The sequence below is a fragment of the Lacrimispora sp. BS-2 genome (assembly GCF_040207125.1).
GTDB lineage: Bacteria > Bacillota > Clostridia > Lachnospirales > Lachnospiraceae > Lacrimispora.
Genome location: NZ_CP157940.1, coordinates 2,059,744 through 2,084,631 on the forward strand (window position 1 = coordinate 2,059,744; position 24,888 = coordinate 2,084,631).

Consider the following 24,888-nt stretch of genomic DNA (forward strand, 5'->3'; position numbering starts at 1 on the left):
ATTACACCTCCTTCAGAATGCCAATGACACGGTCAATGTCATCCTTTGCATTCATTTCCGTACAGCACCATAAGATCTGTCCGGCTCTTTCACCGGTCAAAGGATAACCGCCAAGAATTCCATGTTCTTCCAGTACACTCATCACCTGTTCTGCCGGAAGCTTTGAAATGGTCACAAATTCGTGGAAGAATTCCCCGCGGTTTACAACCGGATATCCGATTGCTTCCAACTGGTCTGCCATATAATGGGCCTTTGACATACATTGTATGGCTGCCTGCCTCAGTCCTTCTGCTCCCATCGCCGCTAAATAGACTGACACTGCCAATGCGCAAAGCGCCTGATTTGAGCAGATGTTGCTTAACGCTTTTTCTCTGCGGATATGCTGTTCCCTTGCCTGAAGGGTCAGGACATATCCTGTTTTTCCGTTGGAATCAACAGTTTCTCCCACGATCCTTCCCGGAAGCTTTCTGGTCAGTTCTTTCGTACATGCCATGAAGCCGATATATGGTCCGCCAAATGACAGAGGCAGTCCAAGGGGCTGTCCCTCCCCCACTGCAATATCAGCACCGTATTCTGCCGGCGTCTTTATTACCCCTAAGGAAATGGGATTCACACCCATGATATACCGCGCACCGGCTTCCTTTGCTATGGTTCCAATTTCAGCCGCCGGTTCCAGGCTGCCGTAATAATTGGGATTCTGAATATAGACACATGCGGCCTGACTATCCAGATGCTCTTTCAGAAAATCCAGATCCGTAACACCGTCTTTCTCAGGAATAACAGTCAGTTCTATCCCGTTTCCAAAACAATAAGTCTTTATAGTCTCCATTACCTGAGGATGAACTGCCGCGGAAACAAAGGCCCTGTTTTTCTTTCTGTCCCTGCACATTGCAACTGCTTCTGCAGCTGCAGCCGCACCGTCATACACGGAAGCATTGGCTGTATCCATTCCTGTAAGCTCACAGATCATTGTCTGGTATTCATATATGGATTGTAAGATTCCCTGGCTGATTTCCGCCTGATACGGGGTATAAGCAGTGTACAGGGTTTCCTTTGATAATACGCTTTTCACAATGGACGGAATGTAGTGGCTGTAAGCGCCTGCCCCTCTGAATATGACCGGAAATACCTTATTTTTTGCCGCAATACCTTCCATCCTCTTACATACTTCCATTTCAGACATTCCACTGGGAAGATTCAATCCATCCTTTAACAGAACTTCCTGGGGGAGCTGCCCGAAAAGGTCTTCTATGCTCTCAATTCCGATCGCTGACATCATTTCTTTTCTGTCATGATCGGTTACCGGTACAAATGAACCCATATGCAGATCTCCTTTATTCCATTTCTTTTTTTACAAATTCTCCATATTCCTCGGGACTTAAGAATTCTTCTTTATCCGTAATATCAGTTATCTTTACAAACCAGGCTTCATAAGGAGCCTCATTGATCTTTTCCGGTGCTTCCAGAAGTTCTTCATTGACTTCTGATACGACTCCGGTCACCGGACAATACACATCCGAAACGGCTTTTACGGATTCCACATCGGCAAATGATTCACCGGCTGTGGTCTCATCACCTTCTTCCGGAAGATTGACGAAAACAAGCTCTCCCAATGACTGCTGGGCGTGATCCGTAAGTCCGACCAAAGCTGTTGTTTCATCTTCAAACCTCACCCATTCATGTGTTTTTGTGTAAACCAGATTTTCTAATACCTTCATGTTTCCTTCTCCTTTTCCTTGTTATTGCCCACATTTTCCAGGCATGTAAGTACACCCGCAGGGTGTTTCCTTGATGGATTATTTTGATTTTTTATAAAATGGCAGGGCTACTACTTCTGCTTCTACTTCTCTTCCCCGCACGATTACCGTTACTTTTGTTCCTGTTTTCGCATATTCCTTATCCAAAATAGCCATGGCTGCCGGGTAACCCAGATAGGGACAATGGGTTCCCGATGTTGTAAAGCCCACTTTTTCCCCGTTTACAAGTACATCTTCCTGTTCCCTTATGATTCCCCGTCCTGTGACTCTTAAGCCTGCACGTTTTCTAATGAGGGAATCCTTATCCGGCAAATGGCTTTTTCCGATAAAATCCTCCTTCTGCATCTTGACAGCAAACCCAAGACCGGTTTCTACAGGATTGATATTATCGTTCATTTCATGTCCGTACAGCGGCATGCCGGCCTCCAGCCTCAGAGTGTCTCTGGCTCCCAGCCCGCATGGGATCAGTCCGTATTCCCTGCCTGCCTCCATGAGGGTTTCCCACATTGTCTCCGCATATGCATTGTCTAAATAAAGCTCAAAACCATCTTCCCCTGTATAACCGGTTCTGGATACCATGCATGTGATTCCTGCCACTTTTCCATCAAAAACTGCATGATAGTATTTTTCAGGAATATTTGCGGTCAGTTTCATAAGTATTTCCTGTGATCTGGGACCCTGCAGGGCGATTTGTGTGATTTTATCAGAAATGTCTTCAAACACCACTTCTCCTAATTTATGTTCCAGCATCCATTGGTAATCCTTTTCTTTATTGGAAGCATTTACAACGATAAAGTACTCCTCATCTTTTTTCTTATAAACAATCAGATCATCCACCGTTCCACCGTGCTCATTGCACATGGGGCTGTATCTTGCCTGTCCGACCTCCATATCGGTAAAATCATTGGTCAGCAGCCGCTGCAGATTATTAAGTGCGTCTTTTCCCTTACAGATTATTTCTCCCATATGGGAAACATCAAAAAGCCCTGCCCTTGTTCTTACTGCCATATGCTCCTTTATGATCCCCTCTTCATATTGGATGGGAAGCAGATACCCGGCAAATGGTACCATTTTGCCGTGATGCTTTAAATGCATCTCATAAAGCGGTGTTTTTAGTTCCATGTCTTAATCCTCCTTAGATAATTTATATGATAATATAGGAACATCATCCGTTTATATGCACAAAAAAAGGCAGAAAGAAATATTCGTATCAAATATTCCTGTCTGCCTCTGTCCTTTTACCTGAAAGATTGACTTCGTCGGTACATAAATGTTCTCCAGAGTTACGTCCGAATCCGATCCTTTTGCCTGAGAGTTTCTGCCTTCCCCTTCGGCGGCACAGATATGTGCTCTCTCTCCGATCCATCATCCGTCATTTATTATTTATAATTGATATTATCAGACTACTTAAGCACTGTCAATCATTTTTTCCTTAACTTTTTATAGAGAATCTTTTATCTGTCAATAGGTTTCTGACCGCAGTCCTAATGATTACTGGATAAGGAAGACGGCACGTTCCGGCGTCTGCCGGACATTCTCCTGCTTCCTGTCAAATTAATGGTGGTTGCCTTTGGACTTTTCTAATTCTTCACCAAATTTTCTGCAATTATGATATTGTTAAATACATCCATTATTTATAACCTATTAATTTTATCCCCTATTAGTATCACGGAACAGATGATTAAAGATAACCATGATGAAAGCCGCAAGCAGCGAATTGAGAAAGCCGCCCATGCTTATATCTGTTACAAAATGATCTGCAATCATAATCGTCCAGGCATTCACAATAAAACTGAATAATCCTAGGGTCAGCAGGCTGACCGGTAATGTAACCAACAGCAGAATCGGCTTTAATATAAAGTTTACTAAAAGCAGCACCAATCCCATGATAAGAAGTGCCGGGATACTGCCAATATAAACCGTTTGTGATACAAATGACAGCAGATATATGGTCAATATGATAGATATATATTTTATGAACAGTTTCGACATTTTACCTCCAATAAACATGCTTTACCTGATTTTAATTAGTACTTTGACTTTGTCAGTTGTAACATCAACAAGATCATAGGGTGCATCCACCGCTAAAGAATCCAGAAGTTTCATGGCCATGATAACGAGCTCTTTCACTGAATCAATGGTGATTCGGGAGGATAACCCCGGATCAGGCACTTTCGGTACGAAAAAACATGCAGCAGTCACTAAGTCCTGAAAACAGTCCAATAATTCCCGAAAAATATACAAAGGAATTGGAAAGGGAATATTCATGAACCTTCTGTTATCAATCCATAGCCTGATCCACAAAAAACGACAACTCCTAATCCACATATACTCTCACCTTTACCATCGCATTATGGCTTTCATCCCATGCTTCCACATCAACGATATTCGGTTCATCCAAGGTGCCGTTTATGATCTCCCCGATTATTTTTGCAAAATCAATGCTGGAAATATCAATACCTTTCGCTTCCATCTCCCTTCTGGCATCCACAGGAACCATAGTAGTCATCTTATCCGCGATCTCACTGATCGTGGTCAGCAGGCGTATCGGTATATTTACGTTAACGTTAACGGAATTGTTATCCGACGTAACCTTAACTTTAAGGAATTTATAGTTTCGCCTTGCAGTCGTTACGGATTCGACCTTCTGAATCGTTCCTGCTTCCTTAGTCATATTCAGGGCTTCCAAAAGCTCCATACCTTCGGCAGCGGTAATCTGACCTTTTTCTATCATTTCTAATATTTTTTGTTGTTCACTCACAAACTGACCCTCCTATTTATTATAGATTTTTTATCCGTTCTGTTGCTTCTTTCGATGAGATTTCACCCTTTGATAATTGGTCAAGAATTTCATTCCTGGCGGTTGCTTTGTCTTCATTTTCCTTAATCGATTCTTTTGATGACACTTCATATCCAAGACTTCTTATGACTGAATCCAGTTTACCGCGGACCGTAGGATAAGAAATACCCAGTTCTTTCTCAACATCCTTGATATTACCGCGGCATCTTATGAATACCTTGACAAACTCAAGATCTTCTGCTGGAAGACGGCAGAATTCACAAGGCTGGAAATCTCCTTCAATAACTGTTGAACACTTGGGACAGCCTAGCTTGGTTATGGAAAGTTTTTCACCGCATACGGGGCATTTACCCGGAGCTTTGTATTTCATTGATTTCACCTTCCTAATGTATTATTTGATTATAGTATATGACCACCAATTAAATATGTCAATATTAAAATCAATAATATTAATTATAGTATTAAAATAATTAATATTTAATTCAAATATATGAAAACAACCTTTTAATAATATTAATCTTGCATTTATCTGTTTTGCTCCAGCGCCGTCATAGGGCTTGTTCTCCGTTTCATGATTTTTGCAATCGGAAAATAAAGAATAAGCAAAGGGAACGACAGCCTGCGTCGTGTTTCTTGGACAAACAAAAAGGCCGTAAACTGCCACAGACAATTTACAGACCTCTTTGCTTTAATATTCTTGTTTTTTATATGCCAAAAAATGCACTGCCCATGTGGGACATCTTTATTTCCTCTTTATTGATTATTTTTATGTCTTGCCAGAACCAGACTGGCTAATAAGCTAAGTACAGATACCAAAGCACAGGTCAGCCAACCGGCAGTCCAATGTCCATTGCTTCCAAGTAATACGCCTACGACCATAGGCGCGATTGGATTTGGAATATTAGCCGCCCCGGAGCAGAATGCCGTTCCCGGAATATTATCGTCTTCAGTATACACTTCAACGGGAAGGGCCCAGAAAACTCCGGCAGCCCAGGATACTCCGAACATCATTGTGCAGGAGACCAGAGCCAATGGCAGAAAACCCATGGCAGATGCATTGGGAAGCAAAACAGCAGCCATAGCACTTAATGCATAGCCAGCCGCCATGATCATGCTTCTGCTTCGTACTTTGTTCTTTGCTCTCATTGCAAACCAGTCTGAAACCCCGCCGGCCATAATTGATGAGACTACGGTCACAAAGCTGATTGCCAGCATTAGATTACCGGTTTGACCATAGCTGTATCCTATTATATTTGCATAGACAGACATATCTACGGTGACAGATTGGCATACCCATGTATTGGCGATTAAGGCCAATATCAAAAGCCAGGTAACAGGCTGCCTGATGACGTTTCCATATACGTTTTTTGAGAGTACGTTAAGCTGGCTTTTCTGAGGAACCTCCATAATTTTTTCTTTCGTCAGCAGCCATGCCGGAATTGCAAAAAACAGGCAGATTCCCCCCACGGCATAGAACGAAGCCTGCCAGCCCAGTACCGGTACAATTCTTCCTGAAATCCATGCTCCAACTCCGCTTCCGGCTACAAAGCTGCCGTTAAATAAAGCTGTTGCCAATGCAGTATAGCGTTTGTCCATCCATAAAGTTATGGTTGAAATATAAAGCGGAAAAGCCATTGCATTAAAGCCCTGCATTCCTTTAAAAAGAAATAATAACAGTATGTATTTTCCGTTTACAGCCATAGGTATAAGAAACTGGGGCAGTATTTGAAACATCAGTCCCAAAGCCATTGTTTTTTTCAGTCCAAAACGTTTGTAGACATAACTGGATAAAAACATGGCCGTGACAAGGCATACGGCCCGGGTAGTATCAGCCAGCAAAATCACCTGGCTGTCAACAGCAAGTGCTTCCGACAGGCTGTTGACTACCATACTGAACTGAGTGACCGATGCCGGAAAAAATATTCCCAGTAATGAATAACATGCTACCAGCAGCCACGGGTAACTTTTATATTTTGTAATTTTCACATTTTACTCCTGTTTTGAGAAGAACCGTTCAAAATATTCCTCATAAGAATTTAAAAGGTACATCATATGCTCCTTCATATAAAAATAAGCAAATTCCGAATCATGGTTCTCTATTGCCTTAAATATTTTTTTATGCTGACTATTGAGTTCAGCGGAAATCCTTTTTTGATGCTCAGGAGTAACAAGGCTCAGGACAGCGTGATTGCGGCTTTCATTCTGGCTTTCAAGTTCTAAAAGCTCTTTCATAAAATCTATAAGTACTGCATTGCCCGCAGTTTTGGCAATCGCATAATGAAAATTGTCAAACTGGTTCTCAGCCGCCGGTACAGACTGTTTTACAAAAAGTGTATTCTTGATTTCCTGAATATCTGCTTCTGTTGCCCTTGCAGCAGCAACACGGGCAAGTTCTGGCTCTAATATCAGCCTTGCCCTGCTGGAATTCAAGAAATTTTTTTGATAATCTGCCTGCTGCTCTACCGCAGTCTCATCAGGAGTCAGAGTTTTTGCATCCACCAGGACAAAGCTGCCTTTTCCTTTTTTTGTTTCAATAATTCCAACCTCTGCCAGAGATTTCAAAGCCTCTCGGACGGTAATCCGGCTGACTCCAGTCATCTGTATCAGATCTTTTTCACTTGGAAGCATATCCCCTTTCTGATATACCCCCTGAGCTATCATAATTTTTATCTGTTCTACCACCTGCTCGTATAACGTGGTTGTGCTTTGTACTTTTTTCAGCATACTATTTCTCCTGTCATGCAATATTGGTTTATCTTATTATATCACATAACATGTAAAAAGTAACTTTTATTCTCCTGACCTGGCGGAAGAATAATGAATAACTTTCTTTTCTCTTATAAATGCATATATGATGACAATGATGCTGTATATTGCCATTATCTTCCATGCACTTTCAATATCGCTGAAATTTAATACAGCAGCTAATGCATATCCAGCCAATGCAACGGTTGTCAGTATGGCAAGGACCGGTTTGCTGATTCTAAATGAAGTTTTTTTCATTGCATCCGGATTTTTCTTATAAATCAGATATCCGGTAAAAATTGGAAACATAACATAAATGAGAGATACTCCATTGCCCAGCATTGCGATTGTCGCAATATCAATTCCGGTTAATACCGGTACGGTACCGACAATATAGAATACCGTGAGCAATACCCATGGGGTTCCTCTTTTTGTAAGAGATGCTGCCTGCTTTGGAAGCCAGCCTTCTTCTGCCGCGATCAATAACCCTTTTGTACACCAGGTAAAGGTTGCATTTAATGTGGAAGCAACTGCAAACATACCTCCGCCAATGATAAAGAACACATACAATGGTTTTGGCAGAACTGCACTTGCTACGAGCACCAGGCTTTGTCCTGCCACCTGATCAACTGGTAAAACACCAACAGCTACAATTCCGATCAGCGCATAAATAACAGCTACAAATATGGTGCTTCCGATCATAGCCCGCGGTAAGTCGTGCCCCGGATTTTTCATTTCTCCGCCTAATTCGCTTAAAAATTCGGCTCCGCCGGTGGCAAAGGTCAGGAGACTTGATGCGGTTAAAAAATTAATCAATCCATTTGGCATAAATGCTTTCTCAGCCCGAAATACAGACCAATCTACCTTTGGAAGACCTAATAGGATAAACAATGCCAAAGCTGCAATCAGTACGGCTACAAGGATGTTCTGCAGCTTTGCAGCCATATCAACTCCCACCAGATTCATAACATAGCATAAGGTCAGGATCCCGAATGCAACAAAGGTCTGATTCATGCCGGGCATCAGGCTGCAGGCATAAGTTGCAAAGGTAATCGCAAACATAGAAAGAACCAGTTGTCCTGCAACCAATAATGCAAGATAAAAGAAACTTGTTTTTTTACCAATGTAGTCTCTGACATAGGTATACATGCCGCCAGTTGCCGGCACCGCACTCCCCAAAACAGCGAGTACCAAATTGGGGCATATAACCAGAACTGCAGCCATTAAAAACGCCAGCGGAGTACCTGCTCCCGTCAGTGCAATGCAAATCCCTGTCAATGCCATAATACCGGATCCAATAATCTGTCCGACCCCAATTCCCAATAAATCACCGAATCCAAGAACCTTTTTTAAGCCATCCTGTTTATTTTCTTCTGACATAACGCTACCTCCTCATTGTAAAATCACCCAATATCATTCAGTGCCAGCTTGATACACTCAAGTCCCGCCATTAACTGCTTTCTTGGACAAGCAATGTTCATGCGGACAAATCCATCGTATTTTTCCCCATAATGATGGCCGTTGTTCAAGCCGGCTCCAGCTTTTGCAATCCGTTTTACCAGTTCCTCACTGCTAAGCTGGTATGCCCGCATATCAAACCACAATAAATAGGTTCCTTCCGGTTTTGTAACCCTTACCTTTGGAAGAAAATCTTTCATGAATTTACAGACAGCCTCCGCATTTTGAGTCAGGTATTCCCGTTCTTCATCTACCCACTCATCGCCGTCTGCATAAGCAGCTCTGGTTGCTTCAAGACCTAAGGTATTAGGGCAGAAAAGATATCTCGCATATAACCAGTGCTGATATTTTTCCCTTAATTCCTTACCGGGAATAATGAGGTTTGAAGTCTCAAGCCCTGCTATGTTGAAGGTTTTACTGCAGCTGGTACATACAATAAGCCTGTCTTGGATTTCTTCGAATTTTCCCATGGTCGTATGTACATGATCACCTAAAATCAGGTCCCAGTGAATTTCGTCGCTAATGATAATAACCCCGTACTTTTTACTGATGTCCACAAGGCGCTTAAGCTCTTCTTTCTTCCAGACCCTGCAAACCGGATTATGAGGACTGCATAAGATTATGACCTTACCGCCAGCCTTACAGGCGGCTTCCAAACCATCATAATCCATACGATAACCATTTTCATCCAGGATTAAATCATTCTTTATTAACTGCCTTCCGGATGCCTGAATGATGGAATAAAACGGATCGTAAATCGGTGGTTGTATTATGACTTTCGCATCTTTTTCCGTCAAAGCTTCCAATGCATTACAGATTGCCGGAACAATTCCGCCAGTGGGTACGATCCAGCTGTGTTTTATCTTCCAGTCATGACGCCGCTGGCACCACCCTGAAACGGCAGAATAATATTCTTCATTCAAATCCGTATAGCCAATTACCCCATTGTCTATGCGCTTTTTTAATGCATAAAGTATCGGTGTATAGGTTGGATAATCTCCATCGGCAATGGAAAACGGCAGTAAACCGCTCATGCCATAATCAGTTTCCTGAAAGTCCCATTTAATGCAGGCCGTTCCATGACGATCCACTCCTTCATCAAATGAATTTCTCATAGTCTTCTCCTTTTATCATGTTATGAAATAGTATATATTACACAAGTCAACTTGTTATATTATATAATAAGGTGGTATTCGACAAATTTCAACAATTAAATTTGATTTTTATAAATTTCAACCTTTTCAACAAAAAAACGTTTAATTTTTGTGTATTATTACAAAATAAAAGCAAGCTGAAAAACGCGAAAAAAACGCCCTGGGCCAGACCTGGCCGCAGGGCGTTGAAACAATAACTGGATCAATTATATTTTGTTTATTTGCAAATGCTGTTTATGCGCTCCGAAGTTATTTCATCATAATATTTTTCTATAATCTGGCATTCCTTGATCCAGACCATACAGGGAGCTTTCTCAACATGAAGCCGTTTTGCAATTCCATCTGACTTATAAATATCGATACAGGATACCCGGATGCCGCAATGATTCTGTTCAAACTCTTTGAAAACCGGCAGCAGTTCTCTTGCATGGGGATCGATTGCATTATAGATATACACCAGGGAAGGCTTTCCTTCGTTCATGATCTGCTTTTCAAATATTTCGCTTTCCGAAACATACTTTTCTGCACCATATCCGGCAACAGCCCCATCTCCTACCGCTGTTGCAACCTGCTTTAAGTATTTGTCCCGCACATCTCCCACTGCAAATACTCCGGGTATGTTTGTTTCCATGCGTTCATTTGTTATCAGATAACCTCCCCGGTTCATCTCCAGAATATCACGGAATAATTCTGTATTTGGCAGGTAACCGATAAACAGGAAACAGCTGTCCACAGGAACAGGGATCTTTTCTTCTGTTTTCACATTTTTTAATACAACTGTGTGCAGTCTTTCCTCTCCTTCAAAACTGTCAACGACCGTATTCCAGATAAATTCCATTTTCGGATTAGCAAGAGCCTGTGCTTTGGCAATCTCGTTGCAGTCCATTTTACCATCTTCATGCATAACAGATACCATAACCTTGTCTGCAAATTTGGTTAAAAATATCCCCTCTTCAATGGCTGCATCTCCGCTTCCGATTACCATAACGGTCTTTCCCGTATTTGCCGCTGCATCACAGGTAGCACAGAAAGAAATCCCTTTGTCATAAAGGTATAAATCCTCATTTTGGGCTCCTGTCAAACGGGGTTTGCCGCCGCTTCCGATTATCACAACCTTTGCCTGGTAAATGGTACGGAAGGTCTCTACCTGCTTCATATCCCCTTCCAGGGATACGGATTTTACATCAGTTAATTTAAATTCCACACCGAATTTTTTAGCCTGTTTATGGAATAATTCCATCAGTCCAAGCCCTGTTGCTCCATCTGGAAAACCAGGATAGTTTTCTATTTCATTGGTATATGTAGCAAGCCCGCCTACCAGAGTTTTTTCTATGATCAATGTTTTAAGCTTGGCTCTGCCGCAATATATTCCCGCAGTTAAGCCGGCTGCTCCGCCGCCTATAATTACAACGTCATATGATTCTGTCTTTTTAGTCATTACATGTTCCTTTCTGAATACTCTTATTCAGCCTCCACAGCCGTTTTTTCTTTTCTCATGACCGGGTATTGATATTTTTTAGGGGCAATCAAATATGATCGCCCCATGATTACAAATCACATAAAATATTTGGCTAATAATTTGCTTCCCAGGAAAGCACCTACAAGCAAAAATGCCCCGAATACCCAGCCGGATAAGGAAAAAGCTGAAATTGCTGTAAATAACGCTCCTATATTACAGCCATTTGCAAGTCTTGCTCCATAGCCCATTAACAAACCGCCAAGAATTGCCGCCACTACCTGCCGTAATGACTTGATCTTCTTGATCTTAAACTGTGATGCAAATAACGTTGCCGCTAAGGCTCCCAATACAATGCCCAGATTGCGGATGGAAGCGCCGTCTGCCAGAAAGCTGGTATTCAGCTCCTTTTGCATCTTTTCAGAAGCATAATACACCCAGCCGCTTGCGTCACCGCCAAGAGCTTTATAAATCCAGGTGCCCCAGTTGGCAAATGCGCTTGTAACTCCCCAGCCGCTGCCCAGGACTGTGAAATGGGCAATTTGAAAAACTGCAAGCAAAACTGCACCAGCCACGTATGTTAAGGGCTCTTTTAACAGTTTTTTGTAAATCGGATGATCGCCAAGCTTAATAAAAAATTGCTTCAAATTTATTCACCTGCTTTCACAGAAGTTATCTACTTCGTCTTTTCAATGACAATTTCCCACTCACCATCATCCACTTCTTCAATTTCTACGTTATGTCCCTGTTTTCTTGCCCACTCAGGAATATTCTTCATTGCACAGCTATGATCGATGGATACGGCTAAAACGTCTCCTACGGATAACTCATTTATTTTCTTCTCAGTTTTCATAAGCGGGACCGGACAAGCCTCTCCCAGACAATCTAATGTAAATTCAGCCATTTTTATATCTCCTTTATTTTAAAATTTTATTCTGCACTTCCCATTTTCTTTTCCTGCCATTTGACGGCTGCTATGTATAAAAGGACAATGATAAGTCCCTGTACAACGATTGCTCCAAACCAGCCAAACACATTCGGTAAAAAGATTTTCGGAGCATTTTCATTAAATCTGCTCCAGAAGTTCATGTCGTGTGCACCCCAGAAAGAACCTGCAATGAAAAATACCAAAGACAGCATTTGCATGGTAAAGCCCTCTCCAACGCGCATCAAGGTTCCGGATGCACAGCCACCGGCAATTACCATTCCGATACCAAACAGAACCGCGCCGACCATCAAGGGCAAACCGATGGGCGCTACGCCGGTCATGCTGAAATTGGATTCTGCACTTGCCATTACACTGGCATACTTGATTGCCCAGAAACCAACGCTTGCAACTGCAACTGCCACCAATACGGCTCTTGTTACGGATGTGCTTCCGGTAATACATGGATCACGGAATGCCGCCGTAAAGCAAAAACGAGAACGCTGCAGGATATACCCGAATGCAATTCCGAATCCCCAATAAACGGGCAGCTTATTGTTCCCTCCTGCCAAATAAAATCCAAATGCAATAATCAGGATTGTAAGCAAAATTGCATATGGAATCTGGCTCTTTTTTGGTTTTCTTGGTTTACGCACTCTTCCCCCACTTATGCTTGTGTTTACCTCTGACACGTAAATCCCCCTTTCTTAAAATAGTATTTGTTAATATTATAACAAAATCACAATTCAAATTATACCACACTTATGAATATTCAGTTAATCAAGAATCCGATATGTCATAAGATTTACTTATGACCCATTATTTTATCACACTAGCCACACCCAATTATATTTGCTATAATAAAAGAACAAAAAAGAACTGTTAAGTTTTTAACAGTTCAGTCAACTGGTTTGGAATTAAATGTCAGAAAGGCGGGGTAACATGAACATTCATAACCTGAAAATGTTTATAAAGATAGTGGAATCCGGCAGCATCTCAAAAACTGCGGAACTGATGAATATCAGCCAGTCCGCACTAAGCCAGCAGCTGCGGGTCATGGAGCAGGAATTAAATACACGGCTTTTTGAACGGAACTATCAGGGCGTGATTCCGACTAATATTGGTATGATTGTTTATAACCGTGCTCTTGAAATATTATCGTCCTATGACAGAATGCTGGTTGATATATCCAATGCACAGAACCAAAATAAAACCATACATATCCTTGCTTCTCCCTGTGTATATTCTTATGCCCTGCCATGCACCTTTTACCATGTAAAAAACAAGTACCCGGAATTTACACTTAATATGGAGATGATGTCCAGCAAAATCATAGAAGAAAAAGTATCAAAAGGCTTTGCTGATATGGGAATTATCATAGGCAGACCCAAGGATAAAAATCTAAGGGCCAAAAAAGTATTTTCCGACCGTGTTTTTCTGGTTGCAGGAGAAAAAATGAAGGTTCCTTCCCAGTTAGACTGCCAGGATCTTTATCATTATCCTCTGCTGATGCTGATGAAAGCCCAAAAGACAAGACAGGTGCTGGATAAAATGCTGAACAAAAACGGAATCCTCATCAATCAGCTTCATATTCCTTATACTCTTGAATCCACGGAATCCATTAAATTATCTGCTATTAATGGCTTCGGACTTGCTTTTCTTCCTTATATGGCAATTAAGAAGGAAATCTACAATAAACAGCTCCGCATTATTGAATGTCCATGGCTGGAATTTGATAATGAATATTATTCCATAAAAAATGCTGTCAGTGTTCCTCTCAATCATGAATCGTCAAAACTCATTAAGTACATTGAAGCAATATTAAAGGAGACTATTTGTTAGCAAAAACAGTAACTTCCCATACACCGTTAATGACTTCTTCTGTAGTATAACTTAAATTATTTGCCTTACAAAAAGCTTCAATATTAGAACTTGTACAGCTGTGATCCGTAACCAGCATACATTCCTCGCCTTTTTTTATGGAATCAATGACAGTTTTTAATCTCATAACAGGCACAGGGCACATATCGCCCAGACAATCGATTTTAACCATAAATACTCCTTACGCACATTCCTATGCTTTCGCAAGCTGCTGCGCTTTATTTTGAACAAAAAACATAGTTTTCCGTTTCATTTTATATCTTCCAGCTTATACCCCATGGGTCATCCGGTCATCCTCGTCACTGGATAATACATACGATATATTATCGCTCTTTATTACACTGATTGCAATATGCTGGGGAACTTCTTCTGTATTATACGGATCTTAAAAAGCTCAAACAACGGTTCTCCTGTATGGCACTGTATTTACCTGGATAATGCCTTTGTGGCTCTTCGTGCCTTTAATACTTAATGATACACCTTCAAATTAACGCTGTAATTATTCTCCAGGATCCGGAACATGGAAAAATCCTCTGTCATTCGAGCAGCGATACCAGGGAAAGGCTTAACGGAAGGTAGCACATATTCACCATCATAGGAATATCAACTGCATCACCGGTTTTAGCTTCTTTCACAGATAGTTGATTTTTCTACCAGGAAAGGATTAGGCCTTTTCAAAACTATCGTACATGTGATAGCAGCTTCTCCTTCTGCTCGAACCGGATCCTCCGCCAAAACAGAAGGTCTGATGAAATCAGAATTTATTGTTATATATTAAGCAATTTACGCTTAAGAAGAAAAACGCTACGCAAATTGCAAAAACATTATATTAGGGTGATATTATGGTAAATTTATAATAGCAACAATAATAAAGTAGACACGGAAACTTATTTACTTTTGCTTTCAAAGTGAAGATTTCCAATCTACAAGTGTAAGCATGCAGTAAGTAATAAAAGTAATTGAAGGCGGAGTGGTGCCAATAATTTCTTGAAAGCGGTTTAGCAATATGTAATATTAGCAATGTAACTATCTTTAGTTAGAAGGAGGTATTTGTATGGTAAAAAAAGTAGTTCGGGTTTTAGCCAGCATTATGGTGTTTACAATGATGTCAAGTGTTGTTGCTTTTGCAGCAGAAAGTAAGAACGTTGCATCTGAGGCAGTGATTTTAGATGGCGATATGTCGATTGAAGAAGGTGCAGAACCTGGAATTCCAGCCGCAGATGAAGCAGCAAATGCTAAAAAATTGGCTGAAATGCAAACCAGGCTTTCAATGCGACTGAGTGGACCGACCTATATGAGCTTGAATGTACCTACGTGTGAGCAAATTAATGGTTATTATTGTGGGCCTGCAACTGTTCAACAAACAATTAAATTTTACAAAGGATCGGCTCCAAGCCAGGATACCTTAGCTTCTCAGTTGGGAACAACAACTGATGGAACAGATATGACAAGAATCGCTGGTGTAGTCAATAACAATTTAGGATATAGTCAGTATTCCATGATTGCGATCGGAACTCAAACGGATTGGGCTAACAAAGTTACATACGCACTGTCAATAAATAAACCAGTTATTATTGACATTAAGGCTGCATCAGGAAGTGGTTGGCCATATACAACAAATGGACATTTTATGAATGTATCCGGACATGACCGTTCTTCCTCTGTTTCCAAAGCAAAAGTTACTGATCCTTGGAAATTAGGTTTAGGTAGCCATTGGTATAATGAATCGCTTGTCTATAAAGTAAATAATGCACATTTCCGCCAAGCAATGATATGGTAATTGAACATTCTTTTAGATAAATGTCTGGAGCTGTCGTAGGGATAAATATACGTAATGTAGCTATATATTAGATCTACGGCAGCTCCTCAATATTAATGGAGAACCATTTATTATGCAAAAAAAAATAAGTAAAGCTGTTGTAATAGGCATATGTATGGCAGCATTTGTATTAATCGCATTGAGCTACATTAGGAAAAGTGAGGTTAAGCACTTGCGACCAGGTACTGTTAAGTACAACATAAATAATATGGCAGTAAACAAAACTTTAAAAAATAATTTTGATGATTTTGCACTTGTTGGATATGATAATGAGTTAATTTATACATTTCAATCCAAGGATGATGGAATTGAATATTATGTTAACAATGGAAATTTTTCCAATATGGTTTATAAATCGAATGCTTCTGCCGTTTTTTGTAATCAGTTGTATAGCAGAGATATGATTATTGGAGAGTTTTACGCGGAAGAACCAATGTCATATGCAATTCGGCGTGTTAATAAAGATACTGAAGAAATATTAATGCAGGGAGAGTGTAAAGGAATTCCGATTGTGAATGTAATAGGTGAAAATTTAGTGGTTAATTCACACGCTTACAAAGGCGGAAAAGTAGAACAAACTCTTCAATTATATAACTTCATAAATAATGAGATAATGACGATAGGAAACTATGTTTATGAAATAGATATGGAAGGAAAGTGCACGGGGGAACTTCTTCAAGCAGTGGATGGTTTTGATAATAGTATTGTTTTTGAATTGATTTATTTTGATAATGAAAATATGGATCTTGATGAAACAGGGAAGCCAACTTTATTTCGTTATGATTTAAAAGAGAATAATCTAATAAAATTACCAATAACTCCTCCAAGAAAACTTTTATATGTTGCAGGGGATGAGCAATGTATAATTACTTCTGACTATGCCTCTGCAAGACCATTAAGCGATGTGGGAACTATATATGTGCTTAGAAATGGTGAGTATATCAGTATGGGAATTCCTGAAATCGAATCGGGTAATGATATAGTGGATGCGGGACGAATTACCGAATCAACAATTATAATTCAAACGTTAAATAATGTTTACATGATAGATTATGAAAAAGGAATATACGAAAAAATTAATAATAGCAATCCAATAAAAATAAATGAAGAATCGTTTGGATTTATTGATAAAAACAACTCTTTGAATATCTATGAATTTAACAATTAGAAACAGTGGAAAAGCTGGGGATGACGTATAATTAATGCCGCCCACTAGGGCGGCTGCTAAATTTATTTCTTCAGTTTTCTACAGCATTCCGGGATCTTGTCTGACCATGGTACCGGATCTCCGATATAACCCATCGGTTCATCATCAAGATAAATTAACATTTATTCCAATAGAAGAAAAATAATAATTAAAAAACAACTAATTATTATTGTCGTCACTATCCCCCAGATTGTTATCATTTCTTTCCTCCTTGGAAGCTCGTTGCAACTCAGCTTTTCTAGCTGCGATCATTCCTTCTAATTTATTAATTGTTTCCAATTCATTCTCTTCCTTTTCAAGTTTAAGTAAAGTGGATACCAGACGGAGAAATTGCGGCTTTTCATTTTGGGGAAAACTATGCGAAAATTGTATAGTTGCATAAGCATTAGCTGTTATTAAAGGACTATAATTTCTGGCTGTTGTTTTTAACACACGAGAATACGATGATACCTCAATTGCACCCTTCGATAATAAAGATTCTAAAATAACACCCTCAAAGATTTCGACTTCCGCACTTATGTTCCAAATTGATGCAGGCAGCACGAAACCTTCCTCTTCATTGCCGTAAGAATAAGCTTTTACCTGTTTCGTCGGTGACACCACCCGTTTAAAGTCAAATTTCAATTCTATTCTTTTCGGAATGAAATATCTGGTTTCCATTTCCCTGAAGCTGTTTTTATTGATAAATTCAAGGACGATGCCTTTACCGGAAAATATCAGTGTACCCTGGGCGCACCGCAAAAAGCCGCTTGCTCTTAATGAAAGAACAAACGGCTTCAATCTCTATATATTCTCCTATGTTATAATTGTCCCAGACGATACAGGGCCAGTGCATAGATCTTTGCATTGGCTATTAAGTCTTCCACGCTCATCCACTCATTGGGATTATGGCTGATGCCTTTCTGGCCCGGGAAACTTGGACCAAAGGGAACAATTCCCGGCATGGCCTTGGCATAAGTGCCGCCAGTGGTGGTCACAGGGGCACCATCCAGCCCTGTGACCAGTTCATAGCTCTCCTGCATGGCCTTAACCATGGGTGTGTCCTTTGGAAATACCACCGGATCAAAATTCTGCATAAGCCCTGCAGTAAGCCCCTCTGCCCCGGCCTTACTGCAGATGCGCTTCATGATTTTATCGATAGTGACGCCTCCCGGATAGCTTAACGTCACATCAAAGGCCGCCTGCCTTTTTCCACAGAGACTGTCCGGATCCACACTCAGCTTATATCCACGCATCTCCATCATCCCGTATTCCTCGTGGCTAAAATCAATCTCCAGCCGGTCGCCTGTATTCCTGGCTCCGATAAAATATTTATTTACAAAGTCAAAAAATATCTCCAACTGGTCGATACTGCCTGTGATCCGCACCACAGCCCTGCCCCGTTCGCTGTACACCACCGGATACTTGCAGTCCGGTGTGAAACCATAGAGAGGCGGTCTCTCCTTTGAAAGATAATACTTCAGATCCTCAAATCCTGATTCTTCATCACATCCAAAGATAATTCGTACCGGATTCTTAAGGCTAAGTCCGGCCTCCTTAATGGCTGCCAGGCCATAGAGACATGCCATGACTGGCCCTTTGTTGTCCAGCACTCCCCTGCTGTAGATGATTCCGTTCTCCATATAGCCGCTGAAAGGCTGCTGCCTCCAGCCTTCTCCTGCCGGAACTACATCCACATGACCGATGGCACAGACATAGCCCTCTTCTTTGCCATACTGGGCATATCCGATATAATTATCCAGGTTCACGGTGTCAAATCCCAGTTGCCTGCTGATACCCAGGGCATATTCCAGTGCATTCTTTACTCCAGTGCCAAAGGGAGCACCTTCGCAGGCCTCCCTTTCCACACTGTCAATGCGCACCAGCTCCAGGACACTGTTTATAAACTGGTCCTTTAACCGGTCCACACAGTCCAGTATCTTCTTATCTGATTCATTTTCGATCTGTCTATATCCCATATTCTATTCCTCTATGGGCGCCATGCGCGTCTTCATGTAATTTTCCATCCATTCTTCAGATGCTTTCTCGTAAGTGCAGCGGCCGTCCTCCCTGCGGGTCACCAGGTAAACCGTGGGGTCCTGCTCCTCAGTAACCACTGCGAAAGAGAACCCTTCTATATTTGTGGCAGCCCCCCACTCTCCCTTAGGGTTCATGGCAATGAGGGATATGTCACCGGCTTCGCCCCGACGTTCCCGAAGCTCCCCATCAAGCCGGTTCACCGCTGCCTCACAGGCTTCCTGAGGATGTATCCCCTCTCCCATAAGGCGGACGATCTCATAAGAAATACAGCCTTTCATCAGGTCCTCTCCCAGGCCGGTGGCGCTGGCAGCCCCTTTTTTGCTGTCAGCGTAAAAGCCGGAACCGGATATAGGGGAATCACCTACTCTGCCCTTTTTCTTCATGAACAGGCCGCTGGTTGAAGTAGCTGCCGTCATCTTGCCCTTTCCATCCAGACAGGCCATGCCCACGGTATCATGACCGGAATAGGGCTTAAGCTCCTTAGAGGCCGCCTGGGCGGCCATCTCCTTTACCCGCTTCCTGTAATGTGCCTTAGCCCGGTCTGTCAGCATGTTCTTGCGTTCAAAGCCTTCCTTGTGGGCAAATTTCTCAGCGCCCTCAGCCACCAGCATGCTATTGACTTTCTCCGCACTCAGACGCCTGGCAATAGACACCGGATTGGCAAAGTCCCTGATGGCAGCCACAGCTCCTATATCCAGAGTATTGCCGTCCATATAGGCCGCGTCCATTTCCACTTCCATTTCCTCATTAGGCAGTCCGCCATAGCCCACGGATTTATAATAAGGGAAGTCCTCCACCTGTCGGATGGCTGCCTCGATGGCATCCCCTGCGTCTCCGCTTTCCTTAAGCATCTCAGCTCCCTTTGTAATCCCTTCTACGGCCATACGCCATGTTGCTATCATTCCCCACATTGCAAAGGCCTCCTTTTATTTAAAACAGAATTCATGGATCAGCTCGGAAGTGTCCGCATCGTCAGCCAGCGCTCTGGCCAGGGCACACATGTTCTTAAGGGCGTCATTAAGGCCCAGACCACCCTTTTTCGGCGTTTCCACAATCGCTACTTTATCCTTATAGGCCGCAATGGTATCTGCATTCTCCACAGACATGGCTGCAAATGCCTTGGCCCCGGTGGTGGCGTTGATATCACAAGCCACTTTGGCGCACATCTGCGCGTAATCCGCGTAATTAAAGGCTGGCCCGCACATTACCACATCCGGTTGTAACTTGTTCATCATGGCACAAAGCTTGCGGCTGACCTCCTCGGGATCAGCGAGGTATGTGCCGTTTCCGCAGCACAGGCAGGCCATTACGTGTCCATCCACCTGCTTTAAGAAAGGTTCCATCATGATTGCCGGTCCGATGGGCTCCTTTTTCCCTGTAAGGGGAACCATGGTGTCATCCTTGGTTCCAAGTCCTGATTGAATCTGATCGTATATCATAATAAGCTTCATCACTGTTTACCTCATTTTATAAGTCATCAAAGGAAAGGTCGTTAAGATCAATATCGTCGTCATCGGATTTCTCAACCGTCCTGGACTCCTCTTCCAGGTACTGTTTATCCATCATCTTGATGAACGGCATATAGATGAATACGCCCAGTACAAGAAGAAGCATTTGAAGAACAGCTCCCTGCCAGCCGGTTGCCAGGAACCCGGAAAGGATAACAGGCATGGTCCATGGAATTGCTACACCGGAGCACAGCGGAACCAGGCCGATGCTCATACAGAAGTAGGAAATCACAATGTTGATGGTTGGCACCAGCATGAAGGGAATAAGCATCATTGGGTTCAGCAAAATGGGCAGGCCAAACACGATGGGCTCATTGATACCGAACAAACCAGGAATAAATGCCAGCTTTCCTAACTCCTTGATACGCTTGGAACGGCAGAAAAAGAGCATTGCTATTAACAGGGACAGGGTGGAGCCGCATCCGCCGAAGGTGGCGAACAGATCCTGGAACTGCTGGGATATAATATTGGGCAGCGGCTGGCCTGCCTGGAATGCAGCCAGGTTTTCGGCAGACAAAGTCTGAAGAATGGGATTGAACACCGCACCCACCACGGAACCGCCGTTTACTCCAAAGAACCAGAAGATATGGAGAAAGATATAAGCGATTACCATAGCCGGAAGGGTATTGCCCAGCTTAAGAAGCGGAGTCTGCAGGATGGTGAATATAAAGTTGAAGGCGTTCTCATATGGTGTCATGGCAAAGACAATGTTCAGAATAAAGAACACCAGCACGGAAATTCCAGCAGGAATCAGGGCTGAGAAAGACTTTGCAACCGTTGGAGGAACACCGTCGGGCATCTTGATGATCCAGCCCTTTTTATTGACCCACGCATAGATATGCACGGATAAGAAAGCCACAAGGATTCCTACAAAGATACCCCTGGAACCGACCCAGCCCAGCGGAATGCCGGACACGGCAGTATCATTTACCAGGATCTCATAAGGCATGATTAAGAACCAGCATACCAGTGATACGGCAGCTCCGAACAGCTTATCTACCTTCATCTGCTCTGAAAAGGAATAGCCGATTCCAATCACTGCCAGCACTGCCATGATTGAGAAAGTGGCGTCAGTGGGCTTGGAGAAATAGGAGTCCCAGTGTTCCCCGAAGAACCTTGCCCAGAAATCAGTCCACCCCGGAATCGGGAAGTTGGCAATGAGCAGGAAAAAGGAACCCACGATTAACAGCGGCATGGACAGCAGGAAGCCGTCACGAATTGCAATGAGATACTTGTTCTTTCCAATTTTCTCTGCCAAAGGCATGAGCATTGACTCTAATTTACTTAACATATTGTTGTTCCCCCGTTTTAATTTATTTTTGCTATTAATAGAAGTTCTGTTTTTGCCTTATTTGGCTGCTTTCAAAAGCTTGATCGCAGATTTAAGGACCTTCTCACCATTCATCATACCGTAATCAGTCTGGTCAATGACCTGAATCGGGATGCCTTTACTTCCGAACTTTTCCACAATCTCACCGTAACGGTATTTGACCTGGGGCCCTAAAAGTATCACATCCGGATGCTTCTCATCGATGATCTGGCCGATCTTTCCATCAGGGAAAGCTTCCACTTCAATGGGAAGGTTATGCTCGTTGGCTACCGTCTGCATCTTGCTTGCCAGCATGCTGGTTGACATTCCTGCGCTGCAAAATAAATACACTCGCTTCATTGTAAAATCCTCCTTGCTATTTGCATTTTTTTATTTCCATTATTTACTGCTCAACTTCTCCTCCAGCTTAACTATTCTCTCATAGCTGGCGATCATCTCCTCTGCAATGATCTTGAATGCTTCCGCGCTCATAAGCTGGTCTTCCGCATGAATCAGAATCAGGGAACCGCCCACCATCTCACCCTGAGCTTCTTTCTGAATTAGTTCAAAGTGGGCCTCATGTCCTGTGAGGAACATTTCCTGACCGGCTTTCATACATTCCCCGGCACCGTCAAAATCCCCATGCTTTGCTTTCTGGATCGCCTCAATGTAGCTGGACCGTGCACCGCCTACATTGGATATGATTTTAAAACAAATCGTCTCTAAGCCCTCTAACATATTACTGCCTCCTGTATGTGTTAATGAAAACAAGATGCAGCAAAACCGTTCTGTTTGCTGCATCTTAAATTAAGCTGCCTTAATTAATTATAATTATAAGGCACTTATTCAATTTTTTCCTTAAAGGTATTTCCTAGCTCTTAGGAAATTCACTCCATGATCCGGTCGATAAATTCATCATATTCGCAGGGAGCCGCCAATTTTGCCAGCTCCTCAGGCTGATTCACTATGTTGGATATCCAGTCAAAGAAGATTTTAATCATCCTGGCATCTCCTTTATTGATAGCGAACAGCATTACCAGCCGTACCTCAAAGACGCCCCATTTCACAGGATTTTTAAGCTGGGCCACCGCAATGGTGGAATTCCTGGCAAAGGCCCCAAAGGCATGGGGAATAGCAAATGTATTCACAAAGGAGGTTGGGGACATCTGCTCTCTCTTTAATACCACATCTGTAAATTCCGGGTCCACAACGCCCGCCTTTATGAGACTTAAGCACAGCAGGGTGATAATTTCCTCCGGACTGGTACAGTTCACCTCAGTATGGTAGTGCTCCCGGGGGATTAAGTTGCCGATATGGGAGGAAAACTCCAGCCGGAATCCTTTCTTATCCAGCCGGTTGATGGCCTGGAGAATCCTGGACTCTGTTTCAGAATCCACAAATAAGTTAATGGGGACTGTTTCCACATTAAGCCCGTGCTCCAGGGGAAATGTACTGAGCAGCAGGTCCGGATCCAGGGAAGATACTGCCTCCTCTTCAAAATAACCAAAGACCTTTACCACTTCCATCCTCTCACGAAACATATCGGAGATTTTCTTCACACACATATCGGAAAAGGACTGGTTGTGAGGCAGGATCATTACGGCACAGTACTTCCTTTCCGCTTTCATGCGCTCACTGGCAGCTCCCAGATGAAGGGCGATATAACAGCTCTCCGCATCGGATATAGGAGTCTTAAGCCTTTCTTCCAGAAATTGCAGCACGTAGATGCCCATCTCAAAGACCAGAGGGTATTTGCGCTTGATCTCTTCCACAAATATATCCTCCATCCGAACCTGGTTCCTGACGCGCTCGACCAGTCCGTGGATATGCATCTTAAGACCGGCGATAAGGTCCCCATCCTGTCGGAAATCCAGCCCGAACAGAGTGTATATCTGCTCCAGGGCCTCACCTACCAGCTTTCTGGTACTCAGCCACCTGCCGGCGAAATTCACGTAATCATCAGTATAATTGGAAGACTTTCTCCCCATGACCACCAGGGCGAACATACTGACTTCGCCGTCCTGGATCTTTATGTGCAGGCGTTTGGAAATTCGGTCATAGAAGTCCCGTGAAATCTGGTACTCAATGGTATCCTCAAGTTCCGGCATCTCCTCATCCATGCTGATGTAGTTGGCGCAGTTCATCCTCTCAATGCTGGTACCGGCGTGCAGGATAAGCATGGGAAACATGGATTCATGAATGGAATAATCGTATTCCTTCAGCACAGCCACGAATATGTCCTTTACTTCGATCAAATTAAAGCTTTTGTACAAATTAGCCAGCAGGTTTAAGTTGAGAAAATTCTCCTGCACTTCGGCCATCAGAAGATCCTTGTAAAACCGCCGTTTTCCAGCCTCATCCCCCTTTAAGGAAATGCATTCCCTATTGCGGACCAGCTTTAAGCCGGGATAGGGCTCCAGCATCTTCCGTATACGCTTTAAGTCATTGTCAATGGAGGCTCCGCTGACATAGATCTGGCTCTGGAGAAGGGTGAGGTTCAGTTCCTTCACCTCGAATAACAGCTTCTGTATAATGTATGCACAGCGGGCACCTGGAGTCTGGGGAATATCCCCTCCCCTGGATTCTTTCAGCGGCAGAGGAGATATTCTGGCCTTTTCGCAGATCCGGTAGCCCTTCCGAACATTAGATTCTATGGGAGGCGGGATCATTTGTCTGTTGATGGATTCCACATCGGAGCGTATGGTACGGTCCGACACCTGCAGAAGTACAGCCAGGCGCCGGCTGGTTATCCAGTCTCTCCGCTCAGATAATATGGTAAGCAGCTGCTCCTGTCTTTCATTCTGCATGTCTAAATACTCCTTTTTTTGCTGTATTCTTCTGCAATAGCCT

26 protein-coding genes and 1 riboswitch are annotated in these 24,888 nt (G+C 42.8%); of the genes, 3 read left to right on the forward strand and 23 right to left on the reverse strand.

Features of this window, described 5'->3' with window-relative positions; genetic code table 11:
• Position 1: 1 nt before the first annotated feature.
• The 14 genes from gcvPA to ABFV83_RS09890 form a co-directional block, all read right to left on the reverse strand.
• Positions 2-1,321, reverse strand: a complete 1,320-nt coding sequence (gene gcvPA, locus ABFV83_RS09825; protein ID WP_349948678.1) for an aminomethyl-transferring glycine dehydrogenase subunit GcvPA — start codon at positions 1,319-1,321, stop codon at positions 2-4.
• Positions 1,322-1,334: 13 nt separating this feature from the next.
• Positions 1,335-1,718, reverse strand: a complete 384-nt coding sequence (gene gcvH, locus ABFV83_RS09830) for a glycine cleavage system protein GcvH (protein WP_349948679.1) — start codon at positions 1,716-1,718, stop codon at positions 1,335-1,337.
• A 78-nt stretch (positions 1,719-1,796) separates the two neighbouring features.
• The gene (gene gcvT, locus ABFV83_RS09835) at positions 1,797-2,879 is read right to left on the reverse strand and encodes a glycine cleavage system aminomethyltransferase GcvT (RefSeq protein ID WP_349948680.1); all 1,083 of its coding nucleotides are present in this window, start codon (positions 2,877-2,879) and stop codon (positions 1,797-1,799) included.
• A gap of 164 nt (positions 2,880-3,043) precedes the next feature.
• Positions 3,044-3,126: riboswitch (glycine riboswitch) on the reverse strand.
• A gap of 281 nt (positions 3,127-3,407) precedes the next feature.
• On the reverse strand, positions 3,408-3,749 hold the full coding sequence (locus ABFV83_RS09840; RefSeq protein ID WP_349948681.1) for a phage holin family protein: 342 nt from the start codon (positions 3,747-3,749) through the stop codon (positions 3,408-3,410).
• A 325-nt stretch (positions 3,750-4,074) separates the two neighbouring features.
• Positions 4,075-4,518: a hypothetical protein gene (locus ABFV83_RS09845; RefSeq protein WP_349948682.1), complete on the reverse strand. Its 444-nt coding sequence runs from the start codon at positions 4,516-4,518 to the stop codon at positions 4,075-4,077.
• Between the two features lie 19 nt (positions 4,519-4,537).
• Positions 4,538-4,927, reverse strand: coding sequence for a DUF2089 domain-containing protein (locus tag ABFV83_RS09850; protein ID WP_349948683.1), 390 nt, complete (start codon positions 4,925-4,927; stop codon positions 4,538-4,540).
• A gap of 383 nt (positions 4,928-5,310) precedes the next feature.
• Positions 5,311-6,543: an MFS transporter gene (locus ABFV83_RS09855; RefSeq protein WP_349948684.1), complete on the reverse strand. Its 1,233-nt coding sequence runs from the start codon at positions 6,541-6,543 to the stop codon at positions 5,311-5,313.
• A gap of 3 nt (positions 6,544-6,546) precedes the next feature.
• Positions 6,547-7,281, reverse strand: coding sequence for a FadR/GntR family transcriptional regulator (locus ABFV83_RS09860; protein ID WP_349948685.1), 735 nt, complete (start codon positions 7,279-7,281; stop codon positions 6,547-6,549).
• 66 nt (positions 7,282-7,347) lie between these two features.
• Positions 7,348-8,682 carry an amino acid permease gene (locus ABFV83_RS09865; protein WP_349948686.1) on the reverse strand — a complete coding sequence of 445 codons (1,335 nt, stop codon included), beginning with the start codon at positions 8,680-8,682 and terminating at the stop codon, positions 7,348-7,350.
• A gap of 23 nt (positions 8,683-8,705) precedes the next feature.
• Positions 8,706-9,875: a MalY/PatB family protein gene (locus tag ABFV83_RS09870; RefSeq protein ID WP_349948687.1), complete on the reverse strand. Its 1,170-nt coding sequence runs from the start codon at positions 9,873-9,875 to the stop codon at positions 8,706-8,708.
• 256 nt (positions 9,876-10,131) lie between these two features.
• Positions 10,132-11,352 carry an FAD-dependent oxidoreductase gene (locus ABFV83_RS09875; RefSeq protein WP_349948688.1) on the reverse strand — a complete coding sequence of 407 codons (1,221 nt, stop codon included), beginning with the start codon at positions 11,350-11,352 and terminating at the stop codon, positions 10,132-10,134.
• Positions 11,353-11,468: 116 nt separating this feature from the next.
• Positions 11,469-12,017 (reverse strand): YeeE/YedE thiosulfate transporter family protein, encoded by a 549-nt coding sequence (locus tag ABFV83_RS09880; protein WP_349948689.1) that lies wholly within the window; start codon positions 12,015-12,017, stop codon positions 11,469-11,471.
• Between the two features lie 29 nt (positions 12,018-12,046).
• A complete protein-coding gene (locus ABFV83_RS09885; RefSeq protein WP_025232355.1) occupies positions 12,047-12,274 on the reverse strand; it encodes a sulfurtransferase TusA family protein in 228 nt (75 codons plus the stop codon).
• A 26-nt stretch (positions 12,275-12,300) separates the two neighbouring features.
• Positions 12,301-12,987 carry a YeeE/YedE thiosulfate transporter family protein gene (locus ABFV83_RS09890; protein WP_349948690.1) on the reverse strand — a complete coding sequence of 229 codons (687 nt, stop codon included), beginning with the start codon at positions 12,985-12,987 and terminating at the stop codon, positions 12,301-12,303.
• 250 nt (positions 12,988-13,237) lie between these two features.
• Between ABFV83_RS09890 and ABFV83_RS09895 the strand changes: the two genes are divergently transcribed.
• A complete protein-coding gene (locus ABFV83_RS09895) occupies positions 13,238-14,137 on the forward strand; it encodes a LysR family transcriptional regulator (RefSeq protein WP_349948691.1) in 900 nt (299 codons plus the stop codon).
• Here the strand turns inward: ABFV83_RS09895 and ABFV83_RS09900 are convergent.
• The gene (locus ABFV83_RS09900; RefSeq protein ID WP_349948692.1) at positions 14,127-14,348 is read right to left on the reverse strand and encodes a sulfurtransferase TusA family protein; all 222 of its coding nucleotides are present in this window, start codon (positions 14,346-14,348) and stop codon (positions 14,127-14,129) included. The genes ABFV83_RS09895 and ABFV83_RS09900 overlap by 11 nt on opposite strands.
• Before the next feature lie 882 nt (positions 14,349-15,230).
• On the opposite strand from ABFV83_RS09900, the gene ABFV83_RS09905 reads away from it, so the two are divergent.
• Together ABFV83_RS09905 and ABFV83_RS09910 are read left to right on the forward strand one after the other, a co-directional pair.
• Positions 15,231-15,956, forward strand: a complete 726-nt coding sequence (locus ABFV83_RS09905; protein ID WP_349948693.1) for a C39 family peptidase — start codon at positions 15,231-15,233, stop codon at positions 15,954-15,956.
• 112 nt (positions 15,957-16,068) lie between these two features.
• Entirely contained in the window at positions 16,069-17,163 is a 1,095-nt protein-coding gene (locus ABFV83_RS09910; protein ID WP_349948694.1) for a hypothetical protein, read from the forward strand.
• A gap of 198 nt (positions 17,164-17,361) precedes the next feature.
• Here ABFV83_RS09910 and ABFV83_RS09915 read toward each other — a convergent pair whose 3' ends face one another.
• The 8 genes from ABFV83_RS09915 to ABFV83_RS09950 all read right to left on the reverse strand — a co-directional run bounded on the left by ABFV83_RS09915 (position 17,362) and on the right by ABFV83_RS09950 (position 24,845).
• A complete protein-coding gene (locus ABFV83_RS09915) occupies positions 17,362-17,982 on the reverse strand; it encodes a hypothetical protein (RefSeq protein WP_349948695.1) in 621 nt (206 codons plus the stop codon).
• A 20-nt stretch (positions 17,983-18,002) separates the two neighbouring features.
• Complete coding sequence (locus ABFV83_RS09920) at positions 18,003-19,160, reverse strand: Sapep family Mn(2+)-dependent dipeptidase (protein ID WP_349948696.1); 1,158 nt, start codon at positions 19,158-19,160, stop codon at positions 18,003-18,005.
• Positions 19,161-19,163: 3 nt separating this feature from the next.
• Positions 19,164-20,132, reverse strand: a complete 969-nt coding sequence (locus ABFV83_RS09925) for a N(4)-(beta-N-acetylglucosaminyl)-L-asparaginase (RefSeq protein WP_349948697.1) — start codon at positions 20,130-20,132, stop codon at positions 19,164-19,166.
• 15 nt (positions 20,133-20,147) lie between these two features.
• Positions 20,148-20,672: a GrdB-related putative oxidoreductase gene (locus ABFV83_RS09930; protein WP_349948698.1), complete on the reverse strand. Its 525-nt coding sequence runs from the start codon at positions 20,670-20,672 to the stop codon at positions 20,148-20,150.
• Between the two features lie 16 nt (positions 20,673-20,688).
• Positions 20,689-22,020 (reverse strand): PTS cellobiose transporter subunit IIC, encoded by a 1,332-nt coding sequence (gene celB, locus ABFV83_RS09935; protein ID WP_349948699.1) that lies wholly within the window; start codon positions 22,018-22,020, stop codon positions 20,689-20,691.
• A 57-nt stretch (positions 22,021-22,077) separates the two neighbouring features.
• Positions 22,078-22,398: a PTS sugar transporter subunit IIB gene (locus ABFV83_RS09940; protein ID WP_349948700.1), complete on the reverse strand. Its 321-nt coding sequence runs from the start codon at positions 22,396-22,398 to the stop codon at positions 22,078-22,080.
• Positions 22,399-22,437: 39 nt separating this feature from the next.
• On the reverse strand, positions 22,438-22,776 hold the full coding sequence (locus tag ABFV83_RS09945; RefSeq protein WP_349948701.1) for a PTS lactose/cellobiose transporter subunit IIA: 339 nt from the start codon (positions 22,774-22,776) through the stop codon (positions 22,438-22,440).
• Between the two features lie 149 nt (positions 22,777-22,925).
• Positions 22,926-24,845, reverse strand: coding sequence for a PRD domain-containing protein (locus ABFV83_RS09950; protein WP_349948702.1), 1,920 nt, complete (start codon positions 24,843-24,845; stop codon positions 22,926-22,928).
• Positions 24,846-24,888 lie beyond the last annotated feature (43 nt).